Origin of the sequence: Sinorhizobium prairiense (genome assembly GCF_029201645.2) — a bacterium.
GTDB classification, from domain to species: domain Bacteria; phylum Pseudomonadota; class Alphaproteobacteria; order Rhizobiales; family Rhizobiaceae; genus Sinorhizobium; species Sinorhizobium meliloti_A.
In genome coordinates this window covers 1,529,552-1,545,311 of record NZ_CP104133.1, presented here as the reverse complement: position 1 = coordinate 1,545,311, position 15,760 = coordinate 1,529,552, and the positions used below count along the sequence as shown (strand labels likewise).

Annotated in this window: 13 protein-coding genes and 3 pseudogenes; 10 read left to right on the top strand and 6 right to left on the bottom strand. The window is 62.8% G+C overall.

Features of this window, described 5'->3' with window-relative positions; translation table 11 throughout:
* Window positions 1-47: 47 nt before the first annotated feature.
* From N0Q91_RS30500 to N0Q91_RS30485, 4 genes and pseudogenes are all read right to left on the bottom strand, one after another.
* A pseudogene (locus N0Q91_RS30500) lies at window positions 48-484 on the bottom strand (RrF2 family transcriptional regulator).
* Window positions 481-1,206: an NAD(P)/FAD-dependent oxidoreductase gene (locus N0Q91_RS30495; RefSeq protein WP_345774948.1), complete on the bottom strand. Its 726-nt coding sequence runs from the start codon at window positions 1,204-1,206 to the stop codon at window positions 481-483. The pseudogene N0Q91_RS30500 and the gene N0Q91_RS30495 overlap by 4 nt, the downstream one beginning before the upstream one ends.
* Window positions 1,191-1,430 (bottom strand): FAD-binding protein, encoded by a 240-nt coding sequence (locus N0Q91_RS30490; RefSeq protein WP_275599126.1) that lies wholly within the window; start codon window positions 1,428-1,430, stop codon window positions 1,191-1,193. The genes N0Q91_RS30495 and N0Q91_RS30490 overlap by 16 nt, the downstream gene beginning before the upstream one ends.
* Window positions 1,431-1,963: 533 nt before the next feature.
* A pseudogene (locus tag N0Q91_RS30485) lies at window positions 1,964-2,912 on the bottom strand (alpha/beta fold hydrolase).
* 43 nt (window positions 2,913-2,955) lie between these two features.
* Between N0Q91_RS30485 and N0Q91_RS30480 the strand changes: the two are divergent.
* Entirely contained in the window at window positions 2,956-3,612 is a 657-nt protein-coding gene (locus N0Q91_RS30480) for a TetR/AcrR family transcriptional regulator (protein WP_375341902.1), read from the top strand.
* A gap of 46 nt (window positions 3,613-3,658) precedes the next feature.
* On the opposite strand, the gene pdxR is transcribed toward N0Q91_RS30480, so the two are convergent.
* The gene (gene pdxR / locus N0Q91_RS30475) at window positions 3,659-5,134 is read right to left on the bottom strand and encodes a MocR-like pyridoxine biosynthesis transcription factor PdxR (protein WP_102762608.1); all 1,476 of its coding nucleotides are present in this window, start codon (window positions 5,132-5,134) and stop codon (window positions 3,659-3,661) included.
* 155 nt (window positions 5,135-5,289) lie between these two features.
* Between pdxR and tauA the strand changes: the two genes are divergently transcribed.
* From tauA to N0Q91_RS30430, 9 genes and pseudogenes are all read left to right on the top strand, one after another.
* Window positions 5,290-6,309, top strand: coding sequence for a taurine ABC transporter substrate-binding protein (tauA, locus tag N0Q91_RS30470; RefSeq protein WP_100670279.1), 1,020 nt, complete (start codon window positions 5,290-5,292; stop codon window positions 6,307-6,309).
* Between the two features lie 90 nt (window positions 6,310-6,399).
* On the top strand, window positions 6,400-7,212 hold the full coding sequence (locus N0Q91_RS30465; RefSeq protein ID WP_102762609.1) for a taurine ABC transporter ATP-binding protein: 813 nt from the start codon (window positions 6,400-6,402) through the stop codon (window positions 7,210-7,212).
* On the top strand, window positions 7,205-8,032 hold the full coding sequence (locus tag N0Q91_RS30460; RefSeq protein WP_018098776.1) for an ABC transporter permease subunit: 828 nt from the start codon (window positions 7,205-7,207) through the stop codon (window positions 8,030-8,032). Before N0Q91_RS30465 ends, N0Q91_RS30460 begins: the two co-directional genes overlap by 8 nt.
* 119 nt (window positions 8,033-8,151) lie before the next feature.
* Window positions 8,152-8,538 carry a nuclear transport factor 2 family protein gene (locus N0Q91_RS30455; RefSeq protein ID WP_100670281.1) on the top strand — a complete coding sequence of 129 codons (387 nt, stop codon included), beginning with the start codon at window positions 8,152-8,154 and terminating at the stop codon, window positions 8,536-8,538.
* Between the two features lie 23 nt (window positions 8,539-8,561).
* A pseudogene (locus N0Q91_RS30450) lies at window positions 8,562-9,963 on the top strand (NAD(P)/FAD-dependent oxidoreductase).
* Window positions 9,964-10,004: 41 nt separating this feature from the next.
* Window positions 10,005-11,780: a sulfoacetaldehyde acetyltransferase gene (gene xsc, locus N0Q91_RS30445; protein WP_102762612.1), complete on the top strand. Its 1,776-nt coding sequence runs from the start codon at window positions 10,005-10,007 to the stop codon at window positions 11,778-11,780.
* Window positions 11,781-11,840: 60 nt separating this feature from the next.
* The gene (locus N0Q91_RS30440; protein ID WP_102762613.1) at window positions 11,841-12,878 is read left to right on the top strand and encodes a YeiH family protein; all 1,038 of its coding nucleotides are present in this window, start codon (window positions 11,841-11,843) and stop codon (window positions 12,876-12,878) included.
* Window positions 12,878-13,870 carry a phosphate acetyltransferase gene (pta, locus tag N0Q91_RS30435; RefSeq protein WP_275599125.1) on the top strand — a complete coding sequence of 331 codons (993 nt, stop codon included), beginning with the start codon at window positions 12,878-12,880 and terminating at the stop codon, window positions 13,868-13,870. The genes N0Q91_RS30440 and pta overlap by 1 nt, the downstream gene beginning before the upstream one ends.
* Before the next feature lie 345 nt (window positions 13,871-14,215).
* Window positions 14,216-14,974, top strand: coding sequence for an SDR family oxidoreductase (locus tag N0Q91_RS30430; RefSeq protein WP_275599124.1), 759 nt, complete (start codon window positions 14,216-14,218; stop codon window positions 14,972-14,974).
* Between the two features lie 179 nt (window positions 14,975-15,153).
* Here N0Q91_RS30430 and N0Q91_RS30425 read toward each other — a convergent pair whose 3' ends face one another.
* On the bottom strand, window positions 15,154-15,732 hold the full coding sequence (locus tag N0Q91_RS30425) for a TetR/AcrR family transcriptional regulator (protein ID WP_275599123.1): 579 nt from the start codon (window positions 15,730-15,732) through the stop codon (window positions 15,154-15,156).
* Window positions 15,733-15,760: the final 28 nt, after the last annotated feature.

Genomic DNA, 15,760 nt, shown 5'->3' with positions numbered 1-15,760 from the left:
GGCTTCGGGCCGAGTCTCAGACCATGAACGGACATCCTCCGATGGCGCTACTGTTTGAGTTCGGCGTGGCAGATGGCATCAAACTGTTCCGCCAACTCGGCGAGTGTGACCTCGCCCAATCTGCCGATCAGCAGCCGTTCGGCTCGATCCAGCGCATCCGCGACTGCGCTGTTGACGACCCGTTCGACCGCGCAGGATGGATTGTCGTTGTCCAGGCCAATCGCGAAGATATGACGGCCGCCGACTGCCCGATGAATATCCAGCAAGGTCGTTTTGTTGAGGTCGCAGGCAATCGTCCAGCCGCCCCCTGTCCAGTGACAGATCGAACATAGCCGTTGGCGCGCAAGCCAGCCATGGTCCGACGAACGACAACGGCGTTCGTCTGAAGCATTCCGGCGATATGCTCGGATGTATATGGGCGATCATGGCGGGCCATGTGCAGCAGGACGTGGAGCATGCGGGACAAGCGGCTGTCGGTTCTCATGATGCTCTTCGTGAGATGTCAACCGAGCCGTCATTCCTCTGATCGGCCGTTCGCCGCTCTATTTCTCTCTCCAGCAGATACATGACGACATGCGGGCCAACATTGGTGCCCGCAGCGGACGCGTGAGCGAGATGAGCGGCGGGATCGGCGGCGTTTCCGACGGCAAAAATCCCCGGTCGGCTCGTCCGTCCGGCGCTGTCGGTCCGAGCCAGGCCCATGTCGTCAACATCACATAGGCTAGCTGCGAGATCGGAGGCCGCGACCATGTCAGCAGCAATCCAGGCGGCGTCGCAGGCGATCGATTTCCCCTTGCGTGTCGTGAGCGCTTCAAGTCGCTCGCCGCCGTGAACCAATCCCGTCACCTCGTCGGCAATCACCTCGATTTCCAAAAGTCGCAGGCGATAGAGATCGACGTCGGTGAACGCATGCTCGGAAACCACCGTCACGTCGCGAGACCACATCCACACCCATGATGCCATGTGGACCAGCCTGTCGGGCACTCCGAAGACCACGAAGCGCTTTCCTTGGACCTCATAACCATCGAAGCATGGACAGACACGAAGATCTCTTCCCCAGACCTTGGGCAATCCTGAAAGCGGCGGCAGTTTGTCTATCAGTCCGGTTGCAAGAACAACGGTGCGAGCCATCCTTACCGAATGGCCGTGATGCACCTCGAAAAGGCCGTCGGCGCGTGGTGTTACCGACGTTACTCGCTGGCGTATGATCTCGACCCCGTATTGTTGGACCTCAGCGCTGGCTCGGGCAAGCAGCTCCTGGGCGGCAACCCATCGAAGCCGAGGTATTCGCGGACTTCCGCAACGCTTTCGATCCGGGTTGTGCCTCCATCGAATATGATAGCGGACCTGCCTGCTCTACCGAGGAATAAAGCGGCGCTTAGACCCGCAACACCCGCGCCCACGATGACCGCGTCCACGACACGTTCCATTCTACTATCTCGCTCTGAATCTCGTTCGGGTCGCGAGTATAGACCGCCCAGCATCATGCGCAACTTCAAATGTTACAAGTAACGAGAAAGACTATGACTGCCCCGGGTGGCTGCTTCGTCGATCCGGCTAATGCCCCTGGTTCCCGCTGGGCGGCTTCAACCCGCTACAGGCTGAAACGCGCTCCGAAGTCGCGCCGGTTGGAGGCAACTCCAATGCAAGTGGGGCACGCGCGGCTCCTGCAGCGGTCGCCGGACATCCTGCTGATCCCCGGCACCATGAAGAAACGGTCTGTCATGACCTGCTGCCACCGCGTCCTGGCGGCATCGGGCACAGTTTGCCCCAGGAGTCTCCGCGCGCCTCTGCCGACGCTGTAATCGAAGCCGATGCGAACAGCCAGGTGACCACTTCGCCTCGCCGGTTGGGTGCCCTCGGGCTTCGGCCAGCGTGCCAGTGATAAGCCGGCAAGGGGCCCGGTCGCGTCCGCAGCATGCGTGACGTTCGCCATCGGCAATGAACGTCACGCACATACAGATCAACTGGCGTGCGTGCGATAAGGCTCGAGGAAGGGCCTCAACAGTGCCAATAGCGCGTCCGGTGTTTCCTCCGGCACGAAATGCCCGCATTCCGGAATTATGGTACAGCGAACATCGTCAGCAACCTGGCGAAGCTGCTCCTCCACCGCGCCCGCGCAGGCTAACTCGCCGGCGAAGCCTAGCACCGGCATGGTCAGCCGAGTTCTTCATCCGTTCACGATTTGCCGGAATGTCATCGTCGATGGCGCGGTAGTAATCGAAGCTCGCACGTAGCGTCCGGCGATCGCGCTTGATTAGGTCGATGTAGAAGGCACGGATGTCGGCTGGGATAGGGTTGGGTACGGGGATCTTGGTGAATTGGTAGTCGAAGAATATCTCCTCACGACCTACTACAAGCGCCTCGTTGATCCCGCGCACGCGACAAAAATTGTTGTGCCAGAGAAAATCGCTGAGCTGCCGATCGTCGGAGATCAGCGGCGGGGAGACGGCGACACCAGGGATTATCGCCTCACCCAGCGCAATCCGCGCGATCCGCTCGGGCTGGTCCGCTGCCATCGCATAGCCTACCCACATGCCGCAATCGTGGCCAACCAGCGCGAAGCGTTCGTGGCCAAGCCCCGTCATCAGCCCGAACACGTCGCGGCCTAGTGTCCCCTTGTCATAGCCTTCTTCCGGCTTATCCGAGATCCCGAGCCCGCGCGGGTCAGGCACGACGAGTGTGAAGCGCTCAGCCAGCGGCAGCATTACGTCACGCCAGATGTACCAGTTCTGCGGCCAGCCCCCGAGGAGCAGCAGCGGCGGGCCCTCGCCACCGATAACGGCATGGAGTTCGATCTCTCCGGTAGGCACCCGGTAGCTTTCGAATACGTCGATGAAGCCCGGCGGCAGGCTGGGGACGCCGTGGACGGAGCCGAACCCCTTGATGTTTGGGAATGGTGGACGGGTCATACGTTGCGCTCCTTATGTTTAGTGATCGCTACAAACTAACGCATTGCCTTTCGGCGTCAAGCTGTGTTTAGTGATCGTTATGGATAAGCCTCGCCAACGCCGCTCCGCAGGCCCGCGCAGCTTCGATCGAGATCAAGCAATTGAGACCGCGATGCGTCTGTTTCGGCGCTACGGGTATCAGGGCGTGTCGATCTCCGACCTGACGAGCGCGATCGGCATCGCTCCGCCAAGCCTGTACGCGGCGTTTGGGAGCAAAGCGGGCCTCTACCGGGAAGCGCTCGACCTTTACGCAGGCCTACCCGGTGCGCTCGACGGCATGGAAGGCGCTGTGACGCTGGAGCAGGCGCTGAAAGGATTACTCGATGCGGCGATCCGTGCAGTGACGGCCGAGGAGCGCGGCTGCATGATCTCGACCGGTTTGGTCGAAGCTGCGGACGAGCAGCAGGAACTCGCACACGAGCTCGGCAAACGTCGGCGAGCGCTACGCGACCGTATTGCGAATGCCTTGTCTCGATGGCTTGACCGATCCGAAGCAGAGGGGCTCGCCCTGTACCTATCCGCCGTACAGCAGGGCATGTCGGTGCAGGCGCGTGATGGCGCGACAGCGGAAGAGCTCTCGCGCATTGCTGACGAAACCGTCGCGGGCATCATTGCTAGGCGGATACCGAGCGCTTCGCAATCCTGCCCGCCCCCGGCTTAGCAAGAGCGTACCGAATGAACGGCAGGGGGTCGTCTGGAGATCCATCCTACCCCCGCTCCCCGATCCGCGCCGCGGTCAGAGCCACGCCGTCGGCTATGCGGTTGCGTGCAATCGACGAGTAGCCCATGCGGAAGAAGCGGCACGGTCCGTCGTCCTGCGGGAAGAAGGGGGATCCGGATTCGATCAGCACGCCGTCCTTGCGCAAAGCGTTCATCAGCAGGTCCGCATCGAGACCTTCCGGCCCCTCGATCCAGAAGGACGTGCCGCCGAAAGCCGCAGATCCTGCAATCTTCAATCCGGCATCCCGGAGGGCGGCGTCCATGATGATGTGGCGGCGATGATACTCCTCCCGCATCCGGTGCAGCACGGCATCATAGTGGCCGAGCGCCAGGAAATAGGCGGCCGTTCTCTGGAGGTGTCCCGGCGGATGCCGCAACATCAGCGCCCGTAGTGCCCGCGCCTCCCGGATCACGGCAGCCGGTGCCACCAGATAGCCGAGACGCAGGCCGGGAAACAGCGATTTGGAGAAACTGCCGATGTAGAAGACCCGCCCGCTGCGGTCGAAGGCCTTGAGGGCAGGGGAAGGGGGCGCCAGAAAGCTCATCTCGAACTCGTAATCGTCCTCGACGATTATGAAGTCCTTGGAGGCGGCCGCCTCGAGCAAGGCCGCCCGTCGCTCGATCGGCATCGTCGCGCCGGTCGGCGAATGATGGCTGGGCGTGACGAACACGGCATCGACCTCTTGCGGAAGCGCGGCGGGCGGCAGGCCGTCCCTGTCCACATCGACGAAGGTGATCCCGGCGCCGCTCAAGCGAAGCGATGCACTCATGTCGGGATGGCAGGGGTTCTCGCAGACCGCATGGGCGCCCTGACGCAACAGGAGCTGGATGACGATCCAGAGGGCGTTCTGCGCGCCCACCGTCACCAGGATCTCGTCGGGGTTCGCACGGATGCCGCGGCCCGGCAAGGTGCGCGAACAGATATAGTTGACGAGCTGGATGTCGTCCGCCGCCGCGAAGTCGCCCGCCATCAGCTCGAAATCCTCGCGGGCCAGCGCCCGTCGCGCGCAGTCGCGCCAGGCCGTGAGATCGAACAGTGACGGGTCCATCTGACCGTAAAGGAACGGGTAGGGATAGGCTCGCCAGTCGAGGGGCTTACGCATCTGCTTGGCCACGATGAAGGTCGAGCGCAACTTGGCCGACCAGTCGATCGCATCGGCCGCAGCATGGGCGGCCTGCATCGCGATTGCTGTCGTCGGGGGTTTGCCGGCGACCCGGTAGCCGCTCCGGTTCGCCGCCTCCACATAGCCTTGGGAAGCGAGCTCCTGATAGGCGAGCGTTACGGTGATCCGCGATATATTCAGATAGGCCGCAAGCTTGCGGCTGGAGGGCAATTGGGCGCCCGGCGCCAGGCGGCCCGACAATACGGCCGAAACGATCGTTTCACGGATCTGCGCCTGCAGGCCCGTTTGGCTGGCCCGGTCGAGGAAGAAGATCGTTTCCGAGACCGTCGAGCCCGCCATTGTTCACCTCATCCAACTGGACTCATCTAACTTCCTATCTGGATATAAGGCAATCCGGGACGTGGGCATATTTCTATTCGGCAAGCAAAGACCGTCATTCAATGTACGGCGCGACCCCGCAAAAAGCGGGGCGACATAACCAAGAGGGTAACGACATGATCCACCTTAGAAGTTTCAAGCACTTATCCGGAGCCGTGGCCATCGCCGCCGGTGTCCTCACCTCCTTCGCCGCCCAGGCGGAAACCAGCGTCGTCGTGGGCTACCAGCAGATCGTCGGCCCGTTCATCTCGGCGATCGCCGACGGTCGTTTCGATGCCGCAGCGAAGGAAGCCGGCTATACGATCGATTGGCGCCAGTTCAGTTCCGGCGGTGACATTTCGACCGCCCTCGCTTCCGGAAACGTGCCGATCGGCGTCATCGGTTCGACCGGCACGACTGCCGCGGCGACCCGCGGCGTCGGGCTCGAACTTTTCTGGATCCTGGACAATATCGGCAAGTCGGAAGCGCTCGTCGCCCGAGAAGGTTCCGGCATCGAAAAGCCGGAAGACCTGAAGGGGAAGAATGTCGGCGTTCCCTTCGTCTCGACGTCGCACTTCCATCTGCTGGTCGGCCTCGAACAGGTCTGGAAAACCGATCCGCGGGAAGTGAACATCCTCAACATGAAGCCGCCGCAGATCGTCGCAGCCTGGCAGCGCGGCGATATCGATGCCGCCTATGTATGGCCACCGGCGCTGTCGGAACTCCTGAAGAGCGGCAAGGTCATCTCCGATTCCGAGGCGATCGGCGCGGCGAGCGTGCCGACCTTCGACGGCCTCGTGGCCGACAAGGAATGGGCCGAGCAAAACCCCAAATTCATGGCCGCCTTCACCAAGGTGCTCGCGGACGCCTATGCCGATTACAAGGCGAATGGCAGCGGCTGGAAGGCTGACTCGCCGCAGGTCCAGGGCATGGTCAAGCTGATCGGCGGCGACGCCGAGGGTATCGTCCAGGCTTTGAACCTCCTGTCCTTCCCGACCGTCGACGAACAGGTCTCCGATCAGTGGCTTGGCGGCGGCGCTGTCCGGGCGCTGGAGGCGAGCGCCAAATTTCTGGTCGATCAGAAACAGATCGACACCGCGCTCGACGACTACGCGCCCTTCGTCAACAGCTCATATGCGAAAGAAGCCTCCAAGTAGCAGACGACGCGCGCTCCCGCCCGCGCGCCGTGCGCGGTCAGGAGCGCCGCTGATACCCTCGACACAGCACTTTCCAGGAAGGCCTGCGACATGGAAACGCTTAACGTCAGCAATGTCAGTCTGACCTATCCCGGTCTCTATTCGGACCAGGCGGTCATCGCGCTCAAGGGCGTGGATCTCGAAATCAAAAGCGGCGATTTCGTCGTCGCCCTCGGTGCATCCGGATGTGGCAAGACCACGCTTCTCAACCTGATGGCGGGGTTCATGGCGCCGAGCGCCGGGGAAATCATGCTGGGCGACCGCCGCATCACCGGCCCCGGTGCCGACCGTGGCGTCGTCTTCCAGAAGCACGCGCTGCTCCCCTGGCTTAACGTCATCGACAATACCGAGTTCGGATTGAAGCTCAGGGGTGTCGACAAGGCGACCCGGCGGGACCTGGCGACCAGAAATCTCGCGCTTGTCGGGCTGCAGGATTTCCACCGTCACATGATTTATCACCTCTCCGGCGGCATGCAGCAGCGTGTCGGCATCGCCCGCGCGCTCACCTGCGATCCGGCGATGCTGCTCATGGACGAGCCGATGGCTGCCCTCGACGCGCTGACGCGCGAGACCATCCAGGAATTGCTGCTCGAAGTGTGGCAACTCACCAACAAGATGTTCTTCTTCATCACCCACAGCGTCGAGGAGGCGCTGTTCCTCGGCTCCAGGCTGATCGTGATGTCACCCCGTCCGGGCCGCATCACCCATACCTACGAGCTCGATTTCAACAAACGCTTCCTGGAGAACGGCAATGCACGCGCAATCAAATCCAGCCGCGACTTCATCGACATGCGTGAAGAAATCCTCGGCATCATCTATGGCGACGAGCGCCAGTCCGGGAACCCGGAGATCCTCCATGCTTGAGGGTGTCGCAAAGAGCAAACCGGTTCGTCCGGGCAGGATCTACGGTGCGCCGGGCGACGGCATGAGCGGCCACATCAGCCTGCTCACGGCCCTTGCGTTCATCGCGCTTTGGCTGCTCGTGACCGAAATGGGCTGGATCAAGCCGCTGTTCCTGCCGTCGCCGCTCGCCGTCTGGGACAAGTTCGTGATTGCGCTTACGGAAGGCGTCTCGAACTCCACTTTGGCGCAGCATACCCTGTCAAGTCTCGGCCGCGTGCTCGGAGCTTTCGTACTGGCACTCGTCACGGCCGTTCCCGTCGGCATCCTCATGGGCGTCAACCGGGTGGTGCGCGGTCTCTTCGACCCGATCATCGAATTCTACCGGCCGCTGCCGCCGCTCGCCTATCTGCCACTGATCATCATCTGGCTCGGCATCGGCGAATTCCCGAAAGTGTTCCTGATCTATCTGGCGATCTTCGCGCCGATGGCGATCGCCGCCAGAGCCGGTGTCCGCTCGGTCTCGACGGAACAGATCCATGCGGCCTATGCGATGGGCGCGACGCGAGCCCAGGTGATCAGGCATGTGATCCTGAAGGCTGCCCTGCCGGAGATATTCACCGGCATGCGTATCGGAATCGGCGTCGGCTGGACCACGCTCGTCGCCGCCGAAATGGTGGCCGCCCATCGTGGCCTCGGCTTCATGGTGCTGAATGCCGCCGAATATCTCGCCAGCGATACGGTCATCATGGGCATCGTCGTCATCGGCGTCTTCGCTTTCGCCTTCGATCTCATGATCCGCTACCTCGAAAAGGCGCTCATTCCCTGGAAGGGCAAAGTGTGACGGCAGCCGATCGGACGTAGTCGGCGGCGCCCCGGACAACCTTTTCCAACCCATTTCAACGGGCTTAGGGCCGCCCGCCCGGCGAAGCTATGCCCAGGCATGAACAAAGGAATTTCGACATGACTGCCGAAGATCTCGCAAAGCTTTTCGACGCCTTCAACAGGCACGACATCGACGACGTCATGGCCTTTTTCGCCGCCGATTGCGTCTTCAACGCCGTTGCCGGGCCGGAGGCCTGCGGCAAGCGCATCGTCGGCGCTGCGGCGATTGCCGATGCCTTCTCAGGTGTATGGACGGCAATGCGGGATGCCCATTGGGATCATCACAGCCACTTCGTCCACGCTGATCGCGCCGTCTCCGAGTGGACGTTCTCAGGCACCAATGAGGACGGCTCGCGCATCGTCGCGGAAGGCTGCGATCTCTTCACGCTTCGCGACGGAAAGATCGTCCGCAAGCAGGCATTCCGAAAGAACCGGCCGCTCATCGAACCGCAGCCGAGATACTGAGAGCCTCAGGGCAGGATCACGACATGGAACATCAACTGGCCAGACCGATCGCATCGCGGAAGCCCTTCGATCCGACCTATGATCCGATCCGCGCGCCTAATCCGGGCGACGGCAAGGACTATGCGCCGACCTATTGGATCGGCACGGCCGGCACTCCGCCTGCCGACGACGGACCCGTCACACGCGATATGGACGTCGACGTCGCTGTCGTCGGCTCCGGATACACCGGGCTCTCCTGCGCGATCCATCTGGCCCAGGAGCATGGCATCAAGGCGACGGTGCTGGAAGCCAATGGCGTCGCCTGGGGCTGCAGCACCCGCAACGGCGGTCAGGCGCAGATCTCCGCCGGCCGGCTCAAGCGTTCGCAATGGATCGAGCGCTGGGGCGTCGATGTCGCCAAAAGGCTGCATGGCGAAATCAGCGAAGCCTTCGATCTCTTCCGGGACCTGATCCGCTCGCCCGAGATCGACTGCGACCCTCAGGACGGCGGCCATCTTTATATCGCCCACCGCGACAAGGTGTTGCCGGCGCTCGAAGCCGAGTTCGCGGCTTCTCAACGAGGTTTTCGGCTACCGCTCGCGCATGGTCGGCCGCGATGAGGTCCACCGCGACTTCGTACGCGACGAGGAGGCGAGGGGGGCGATGTACGAACCGGACGGCATGGGCATCCACGCGGCCAAGCTCGCCTTCGGCTACCTCAGTCTGGCGCGCAAGCTCGGTGCGCGGGTCCACACGGCAAGTCCCGTTCTCGGCTGCGACTGGAAAAACGGAGCCTATCATCTGACGACGCCGGGCGGCACCGTTCGTGCGCGCGCCGTCTGCATTGCGACGGCAGGCTATACCTCGCCGGACCTGCATACGCTGACGCGGCACAGGCTGATGCCGATCCTCTCGAATTCGATCGTCACACGCCCGCTGACCGAGGAAGAACGCGCCGAACTGAACTTCAAGACGCAGATCCCGCTCACCGATACGCGCACGCTGCGCCACTACTACCGGATGTTGCCGGACGGTCGCGTGCAGATCGGCAGCCGCAGCGCCATTACCGGCCGCGACGCGGTCAACCCCAAACATCTCGATCGGCTGCTCGAAGGGCTCTACCGAAAGTTCCCGATCCTGAAGGGGATCACGATCGACTACTCCTGGTGGGGCTGGGTCGATGTCAGCCACGACATGATGCCGCGCATCTTCCGCCCCGACCCGAAGCAGCCGCTGTTCTACGCCATGGGCTATGGCGGCAACGGGGTCATGTATTCCGCCCAGGCCGGCCGCCGCATGGCCCAGATGGTGGCGGGCAAGGGCGGCGCCCTCGATCTGCCGATCTTCACGTCGCCGCTGCCGAGCCATGGCCTGCTCACGCCTTTCAGACGCCTCGGCCAGTGGGGCATGTATCGCTGGTACTACCTCAAGGATGAAATTCTTTAGCCGCCCGGTCGGCCTTACCCTCAACGCGAAAGGAACATGACATGAAAATGACGACCGAAGAGGCGTTTGTAAAAGTCCTGCAGATGCATGGCATCGAGCATGCGTTCGGGATCATCGGCTCGGCGATGATGCCCGTATCGGACCTGTTTCCGAAGGCGGGCATCCGGTTCTGGGACTGTGCCCACGAGACCAATGCCGGCATGATGGCCGACGGCTTCAGCCGTGCGACCGGCACGATGTCGATGGCGATCGGCCAGAACGGCCCCGGCGTGACCGGTTTCATCACGGCCATGAAGACGGCCTACTGGAACCATACGCCACTGCTCATGGTCACGCCGCAGGCCGCCAACAAGACCATCGGCCAGGGCGGCTTCCAGGAAGTCGACCAGATGGCTATGTTCGAGGAGATGGTCTGCTATCAGGAGGAAGTGCGCGATCCGAGCCGCATTCCCGAGGTCCTTAACCGGGTCATCGAAAAGGCATGGCGCGGTTGTGCACCGGCGCAGATCAACATCCCGCGGGACTTCTGGACGCAGGTTATCGACGTGGATCTGCCGCGCATCGTCCGCTTCGAGCGGCCGGCGGGCGGCCCCGCGGCCATCGCCCAGGCCGCGCGGCTGCTTTCGGAAGCGAAGTTCCCGGTCATTCTCAACGGCGCCGGCGTCGTCATCGGCAACGCCATCCAGGAATCCATGGCACTTGCGGAGAAGCTGGATGCGCCGGTGTGCTGCGGCTATCAGCACAACGACGCCTTTCCCGGCAGCCACCGTCTGTCGGTCGGACCCTTGGGCTATAACGGCTCGAAGGCGGCGATGGAATTGATCAGCAAGGCAGACGTCGTGCTCGCCCTGGGTACGCGGCTCAATCCCTTCTCGACGCTGCCTGGCTATGGCATCGACTACTGGCCGAAGGATGCGGCGATCATCCAGGTGGACATCAATGCCGACCGGATCGGCCTGACCAAGAAGGTGACGGTCGGCATCTGCGGCGACGCGAAGCAGGTGGCGCGGCAGATTCTTCAGCAGCTTGCGCCGGCCGCCGGCGACGCAAGCCGCGAAGAACGGAAGGCGCTGATCCACCAGACGCGCTCGGCCTGGCTGCAGCAGCTCTCGTCGATGGACCATGAGGATGACGATCCGGGCACGGAGTGGAACGTCGGCGCACGCCAGCGCGAGCCCGATCGCATGTCGCCTCGCCAGGTCTGGCGGGCGATCCAGGCCGTGCTTCCGAAGGAGGCGATCATCTCCACCGACATCGGCAACAACTGCGCGATCGGCAACGCTTATCCGAGCTTCGAACAGGGCAGGAAATATCTGGCACCGGGCATGTTCGGCCCCTGCGGCTACGGTTTCCCGTCGATCGTCGGCGCCAAGATCGGCTGCCCGCACGTGCCGGTGGTCGGCTTTGCCGGGGACGGCGCCTTTGGCATCTCGATGAACGAGATGACGTCGATCGGTCGCGAGGGCTGGCCGGCCATCACCATGGTGATCTTCCGCAACTACCAGTGGGGGGCGGAAAAGCGGAATACGACGCTCTGGTACGACAACAACTTCGTCGGCACCGAGCTCAATCCGAACCTGAGCTACGCCAAGGTTGCAGATGGCTGCGGCCTCAAGGGCGTAACGGTCGACACGCCGGCCGCACTCACCGAGGCACTTGCGAAGGCGATCGAGGACCAGGCCAGGGGGATCACCACCTTCGTCGAGGTTATCCTCAACCAGGAACTCGGTGAGCCCTTCCGCCGCGATGCGATGAAGAAGCCGGTAGCGGTGGCCGGCATCGACCGCGCCGACATGCGCACCCAGCGACCTATGTAAGAAGCTCTCGCGACTCGCTCGGCGGTGGTCGCCGCCGAGCTCACTCAACGGAAAGAAAAGATGGACGCGATCCCCAAAACCGAGCGACGGAAGCAATCCCTATCAGCCGTCCTGTCGACCTATGGACCGGGTCTCTTGGTGACGGCCGCCGTCGCCATGGCTGCCCAGTTCCTGTCGGAGCATTACGGGGCGCCGGCGATGCTGATGGCGCTGCTGCTGGGGATCGCCTTCCACTTCCTGGCGGAAGAAGGACGTTGCGTCGCGGGCATCGAGCTTTCGGCAAAGCTGATCTTGAGGATCGGTGTGGCGCTGCTCGGCATGCGCATCAGCGTCGATCTTCTGATCGGCCTCGGCGCCGGCACCATTCTGCTGCTCGTCTCGGCGATCGTGGCAACCATCCTGTTCGGCCTCCTGGCCGCCCGCCTGCTTGGCCGGGGCTGGCGTCTCGCCCTTCTCACCAGCGGCGCGGTCGCCATTTGCGGCGCTTCGGCCGCCATGGCCATCGCCGCCGTGCTGCCCCGCAACGAATTTTCCGAGCGCAATCTTATCTTCACCGTGCTGTCGGTGACCGTGCTCAGCACGCTTGCGATGATCGGCTATCCGATCGTCGCCGAGTATCTCGGGCTTGACGGCCAAGCCACCGGCATCTTTTTCGGCGGCACGATCCATGATGTCGCCCAGGTGGTGGGAGCCGGCTTTTCGGTCTCTCCGGAGGCGGGCGAGACCGCGACGCTCGTCAAGCTTATCCGGGTGACGATGCTGGCGCCGGTGGTGCTGATCTTTTCCCTCGCCCTGCGCGGCGTTCCGCAGGAGGGCGCGTCCATCGGAAAGCGCGCGCCGCTCGTGCCGGGCTTTGTCCTGGCGTTCCTCGTTCTCGCGGGCTTCAATTCCGCCGGGCTGGTGCCGGTGCTCGCAAGCGAGGTCGGGATGGCCATATCCAGATGGGCACTGCTGGCGGGCATCGTGGCCGTCGGCATGAAGACGTCGCTGCGCCGCGTCCTCGAAGTCGGCGGAGATGCCGTTGCCCTCGTCGTGGCCGAAACGCTGTTCATCGCCGTCTTCATACTCGCCGGCATGTATTATCTGGGACACAGCTGATGAAACCTCTCGATCGCATCATCGACGCCGCCAGGAAAGCGCCGCGGCACATCGTCCTTCCGGAAGGCGAGGACCCGCGGATCGTCGCCGGCGCCGTGCAGGCGAGGCGGGAAGGCGTGGCGGAGATTACGCTGGTCGGAAACCGCGAGGTGGTTGCGCAGAGGCTCGCAGCCCTGGACGCAATCCCGCAGGAATTCCGGATCGAGGACCCGGCGTGCTCTCCGCTTACCGATGATTTCGCGACCGCCTATCTCGAGCACAGAAGGAGCAAAGGCGTCGACGAGACCGCGGCTCGGGCCGCCGTTCTGTCACCGCTGACCTTCGCCGCGATGATGGTGCGCGAAGGAATGGCCGATGGGACTGTCGGCGGCGCGGTCGCAACCACCGCAGACACCGTTCGTGCCGCATTGCAGGTGATCGGCAGGGCGCCCGGCGTCGGGCTCGTCTCCAGTTTCTTCCTCATGATGCTCTGCGAGCCCTATCACGCCAGGAAGGGGGCCTTCGTCTTTGCCGATTGCGGACTGGTCGTGGACCCGGACGCCGCCGGTCTCGCCGACATCGCGCGCATGTCGGCCAAGTCCTTTGAGAGGCTTGCCGGAGAACGGGCAAAAGTCGCGATGCTCTCCTTCTCGACAGGCGGCAGCGCCGCTCACGAGCGCGTTTCGAAGGTCGTCGAGGCGACCGGCATGGCGCGGCGCGCCGATTCCGATCTTATCATCGACGGCGAATTGCAGTTCGACAGCGCCTTCGTCGAGGCCGTCTGTCTGACCAAGGCGCCGCATTCGGCGCTGCGCGGGGAGGCCAACGTCTTCGTGTTTCCGAACCTCGACGCTGCCAATATCGGCTACAAGATCGCCCAGCGGATCGGCGGCGCGACGGCAATAGGCCCGATCCTCCAAGGGCTTTCACGGCCCGCCAACGACCTTTCGCGCGGCTGCAGTGCGGCCGACGTCTTCCATATGATTGCCGTGACCGTGGTTCAGGCCGCCTGACGCCAGTTTCGCCGCGCCTGCCCATCTCAGGGCTCCACAAAATACCACAAATCGCAAATTAATCGCGTGCGTGGTGTCGGTTCAAGGAGAGGGCGAAATGCAGGGCCGTCTGATGCACCAAAAGCGGGCTGCGAGATTGCGGCCGCCGTGACACCAAGGGGAGGTCATCCCCCTAACAGCAATGACGGGCACCGCGGAAGGGGACAATCTTGTGCCCATCAAGGCCAGTTGCTGGGCAAATGCGTCCGCGTTTGGCCGAAGCGGACTTCTGCTGAGACAGGAAACGGGTGGCGACCGGCCTGAGGGCGCAATAGCCATCTCCTGCATCATAAACAGGAGATGAAAATGGAACTGGCTAACAAGACTTTGATCGTGACCGGAGCCAGCAGTGGTATCGGAGCAGCCGCCGCCAGATTGTTTGCATCCGAGGGGGCAAATGTCGTTCTGGCCGCGCGACGATCTGATGAACTTCAATCGGTTGCCGAGGACATCACCAGAGGCGGCGGCAGCGTCGTGTACCGTGCGGGTGATGTACTGGATGAAGCCTATGCAGGTGTGCTGACCGAATTGGCCCTGGAGCGTTTCGGCAGCCTGCACGGGGCTTTTAACAACGCAGGCGTGGTGGGTGACATGGTGGCGGTACCTGACATGTCCATTGACAACTGGAACAGAGTAATCTCGACAAACCTAACCAGCGCCTTCTGGGCGGCCAAGGCGCAGGTTCCAATTCTGAAGGAGCAAGGCGGCGGCTCTATTGTCTTCACGTCCTCTTTCGTCGGGTTCAGCAACGGCGGACTACCAGGCATGGCAGCCTATGCCGCGTCCAAGGCAGCGTTGAATGGGCTTGTCCAATCGCTTGCCGCTGAGCATGCCAGAGAGGGCATCCGTATCAACGCGCTGCTGCCCGGAGGGACAGTCACCCCGGCAGGTGGCGAAGGTAATCCTGAAGCTTTAAAGTTCGTCTCTGACCTGCACCCCATAAAGAGAATGGCTTCGGCTTTGGAGATCGCTCAAGCGGCACTCTTTCTTCTCTCGGATCGGTCCCAGTTCATGACTGGTAGTCCCATGATCGTTGACGGGGGCATGTCCGTCCGCCTCTTATAGTTCATAGGATCGGGTGTCGCAGTGCCGGGAGCATCTGCGACACCAAGAGGACCCATTGCGGTCACTGGATCGGACTGGCCGCTATTGGGCAGGCGAGTCGGAGAGCTGCCCCTGATTGGCGGCAAAGTCCCCGGCGCACAGTTCACGAATTTCGGCAGATTTGAGCCCATCCGACTTCCTCAAAGTCGGACCAGCAACCTATCCAGCGCTTCGCCTACAAGGGCGGGAACGGCCGCCGGATCGTCAAGGTATGCGGCTTCGAGCAAGCCGTCTGATACGGCGACAAGCAACGAGGCAGTAACGGAAGGGGTCGGATCGCCGTCGGCCTGAAGGAGGTCCCGGAGGACACCGTAATACCAGGCGCGCCGCGCTTCAATGGCTTGCCGCACGGGACTTTTAGGGGCTGGATATTCGGCCGCCGCGTTGAGAAACGGGCATCCACGCCAACCTCCCGCGACCACGGCCTCGCTGATGCGCCCCATGATAGCGGCGATCCTGTCCCGTGGAGGCTGCTTCGGCAGCGCTGCGACTGCCGCCCGCCCAAGCCGGTCCTGCTCCTCGATATAGGCGAGGACGAGGTCATCCTTCGATGGGAAGTAATTGTAGAACGTCGCCTTGGCCACGCCCGCCTCCGCGATGATGCGGTCGATGCCGACTGCACGAATGCCCTCGGTATAGAAAAGACTAGTGGCGGTATCGAGCAAGCGGCGGCGTGCGGCGCTTGCCTTGGAATCGGTCGGCGACATGGCTTTTTTCATGCGGTTGACTCTAACAGACAGGTCTGTA

Coding starts and splice junctions, on each gene's coding strand:
- N0Q91_RS30440 (WP_102762613.1), top strand. CDS start 11,841: ATGGACGCGATCCCCAAAACCGAGCGACGGAAGCAATCCCTATCAGCC.
- N0Q91_RS30465 (WP_102762609.1), top strand. CDS start 6,400: ATGGAAACGCTTAACGTCAGCAATGTCAGTCTGACCTATCCCGGTCTC.
- N0Q91_RS30455 (WP_100670281.1), top strand. CDS start 8,152: ATGACTGCCGAAGATCTCGCAAAGCTTTTCGACGCCTTCAACAGGCAC.
- N0Q91_RS30430 (WP_275599124.1), top strand. CDS start 14,216: ATGGAACTGGCTAACAAGACTTTGATCGTGACCGGAGCCAGCAGTGGT.
- xsc (WP_102762612.1), top strand. CDS start 10,005: ATGAAAATGACGACCGAAGAGGCGTTTGTAAAAGTCCTGCAGATGCAT.
- pdxR (WP_102762608.1), bottom strand. CDS start 5,134: ATGGCGGGCTCGACGGTCTCGGAAACGATCTTCTTCCTCGACCGGGCC.
- pta (WP_275599125.1), top strand. CDS start 12,878: ATGAAACCTCTCGATCGCATCATCGACGCCGCCAGGAAAGCGCCGCGG.
- tauA (WP_100670279.1), top strand. CDS start 5,290: ATGATCCACCTTAGAAGTTTCAAGCACTTATCCGGAGCCGTGGCCATC.
- N0Q91_RS30425 (WP_275599123.1), bottom strand. CDS start 15,732: ATGAAAAAAGCCATGTCGCCGACCGATTCCAAGGCAAGCGCCGCACGC.
- N0Q91_RS30490 (WP_275599126.1), bottom strand. CDS start 1,430: ATGGAACGTGTCGTGGACGCGGTCATCGTGGGCGCGGGTGTTGCGGGT.
- N0Q91_RS30460 (WP_018098776.1), top strand. CDS start 7,205: ATGCTTGAGGGTGTCGCAAAGAGCAAACCGGTTCGTCCGGGCAGGATC.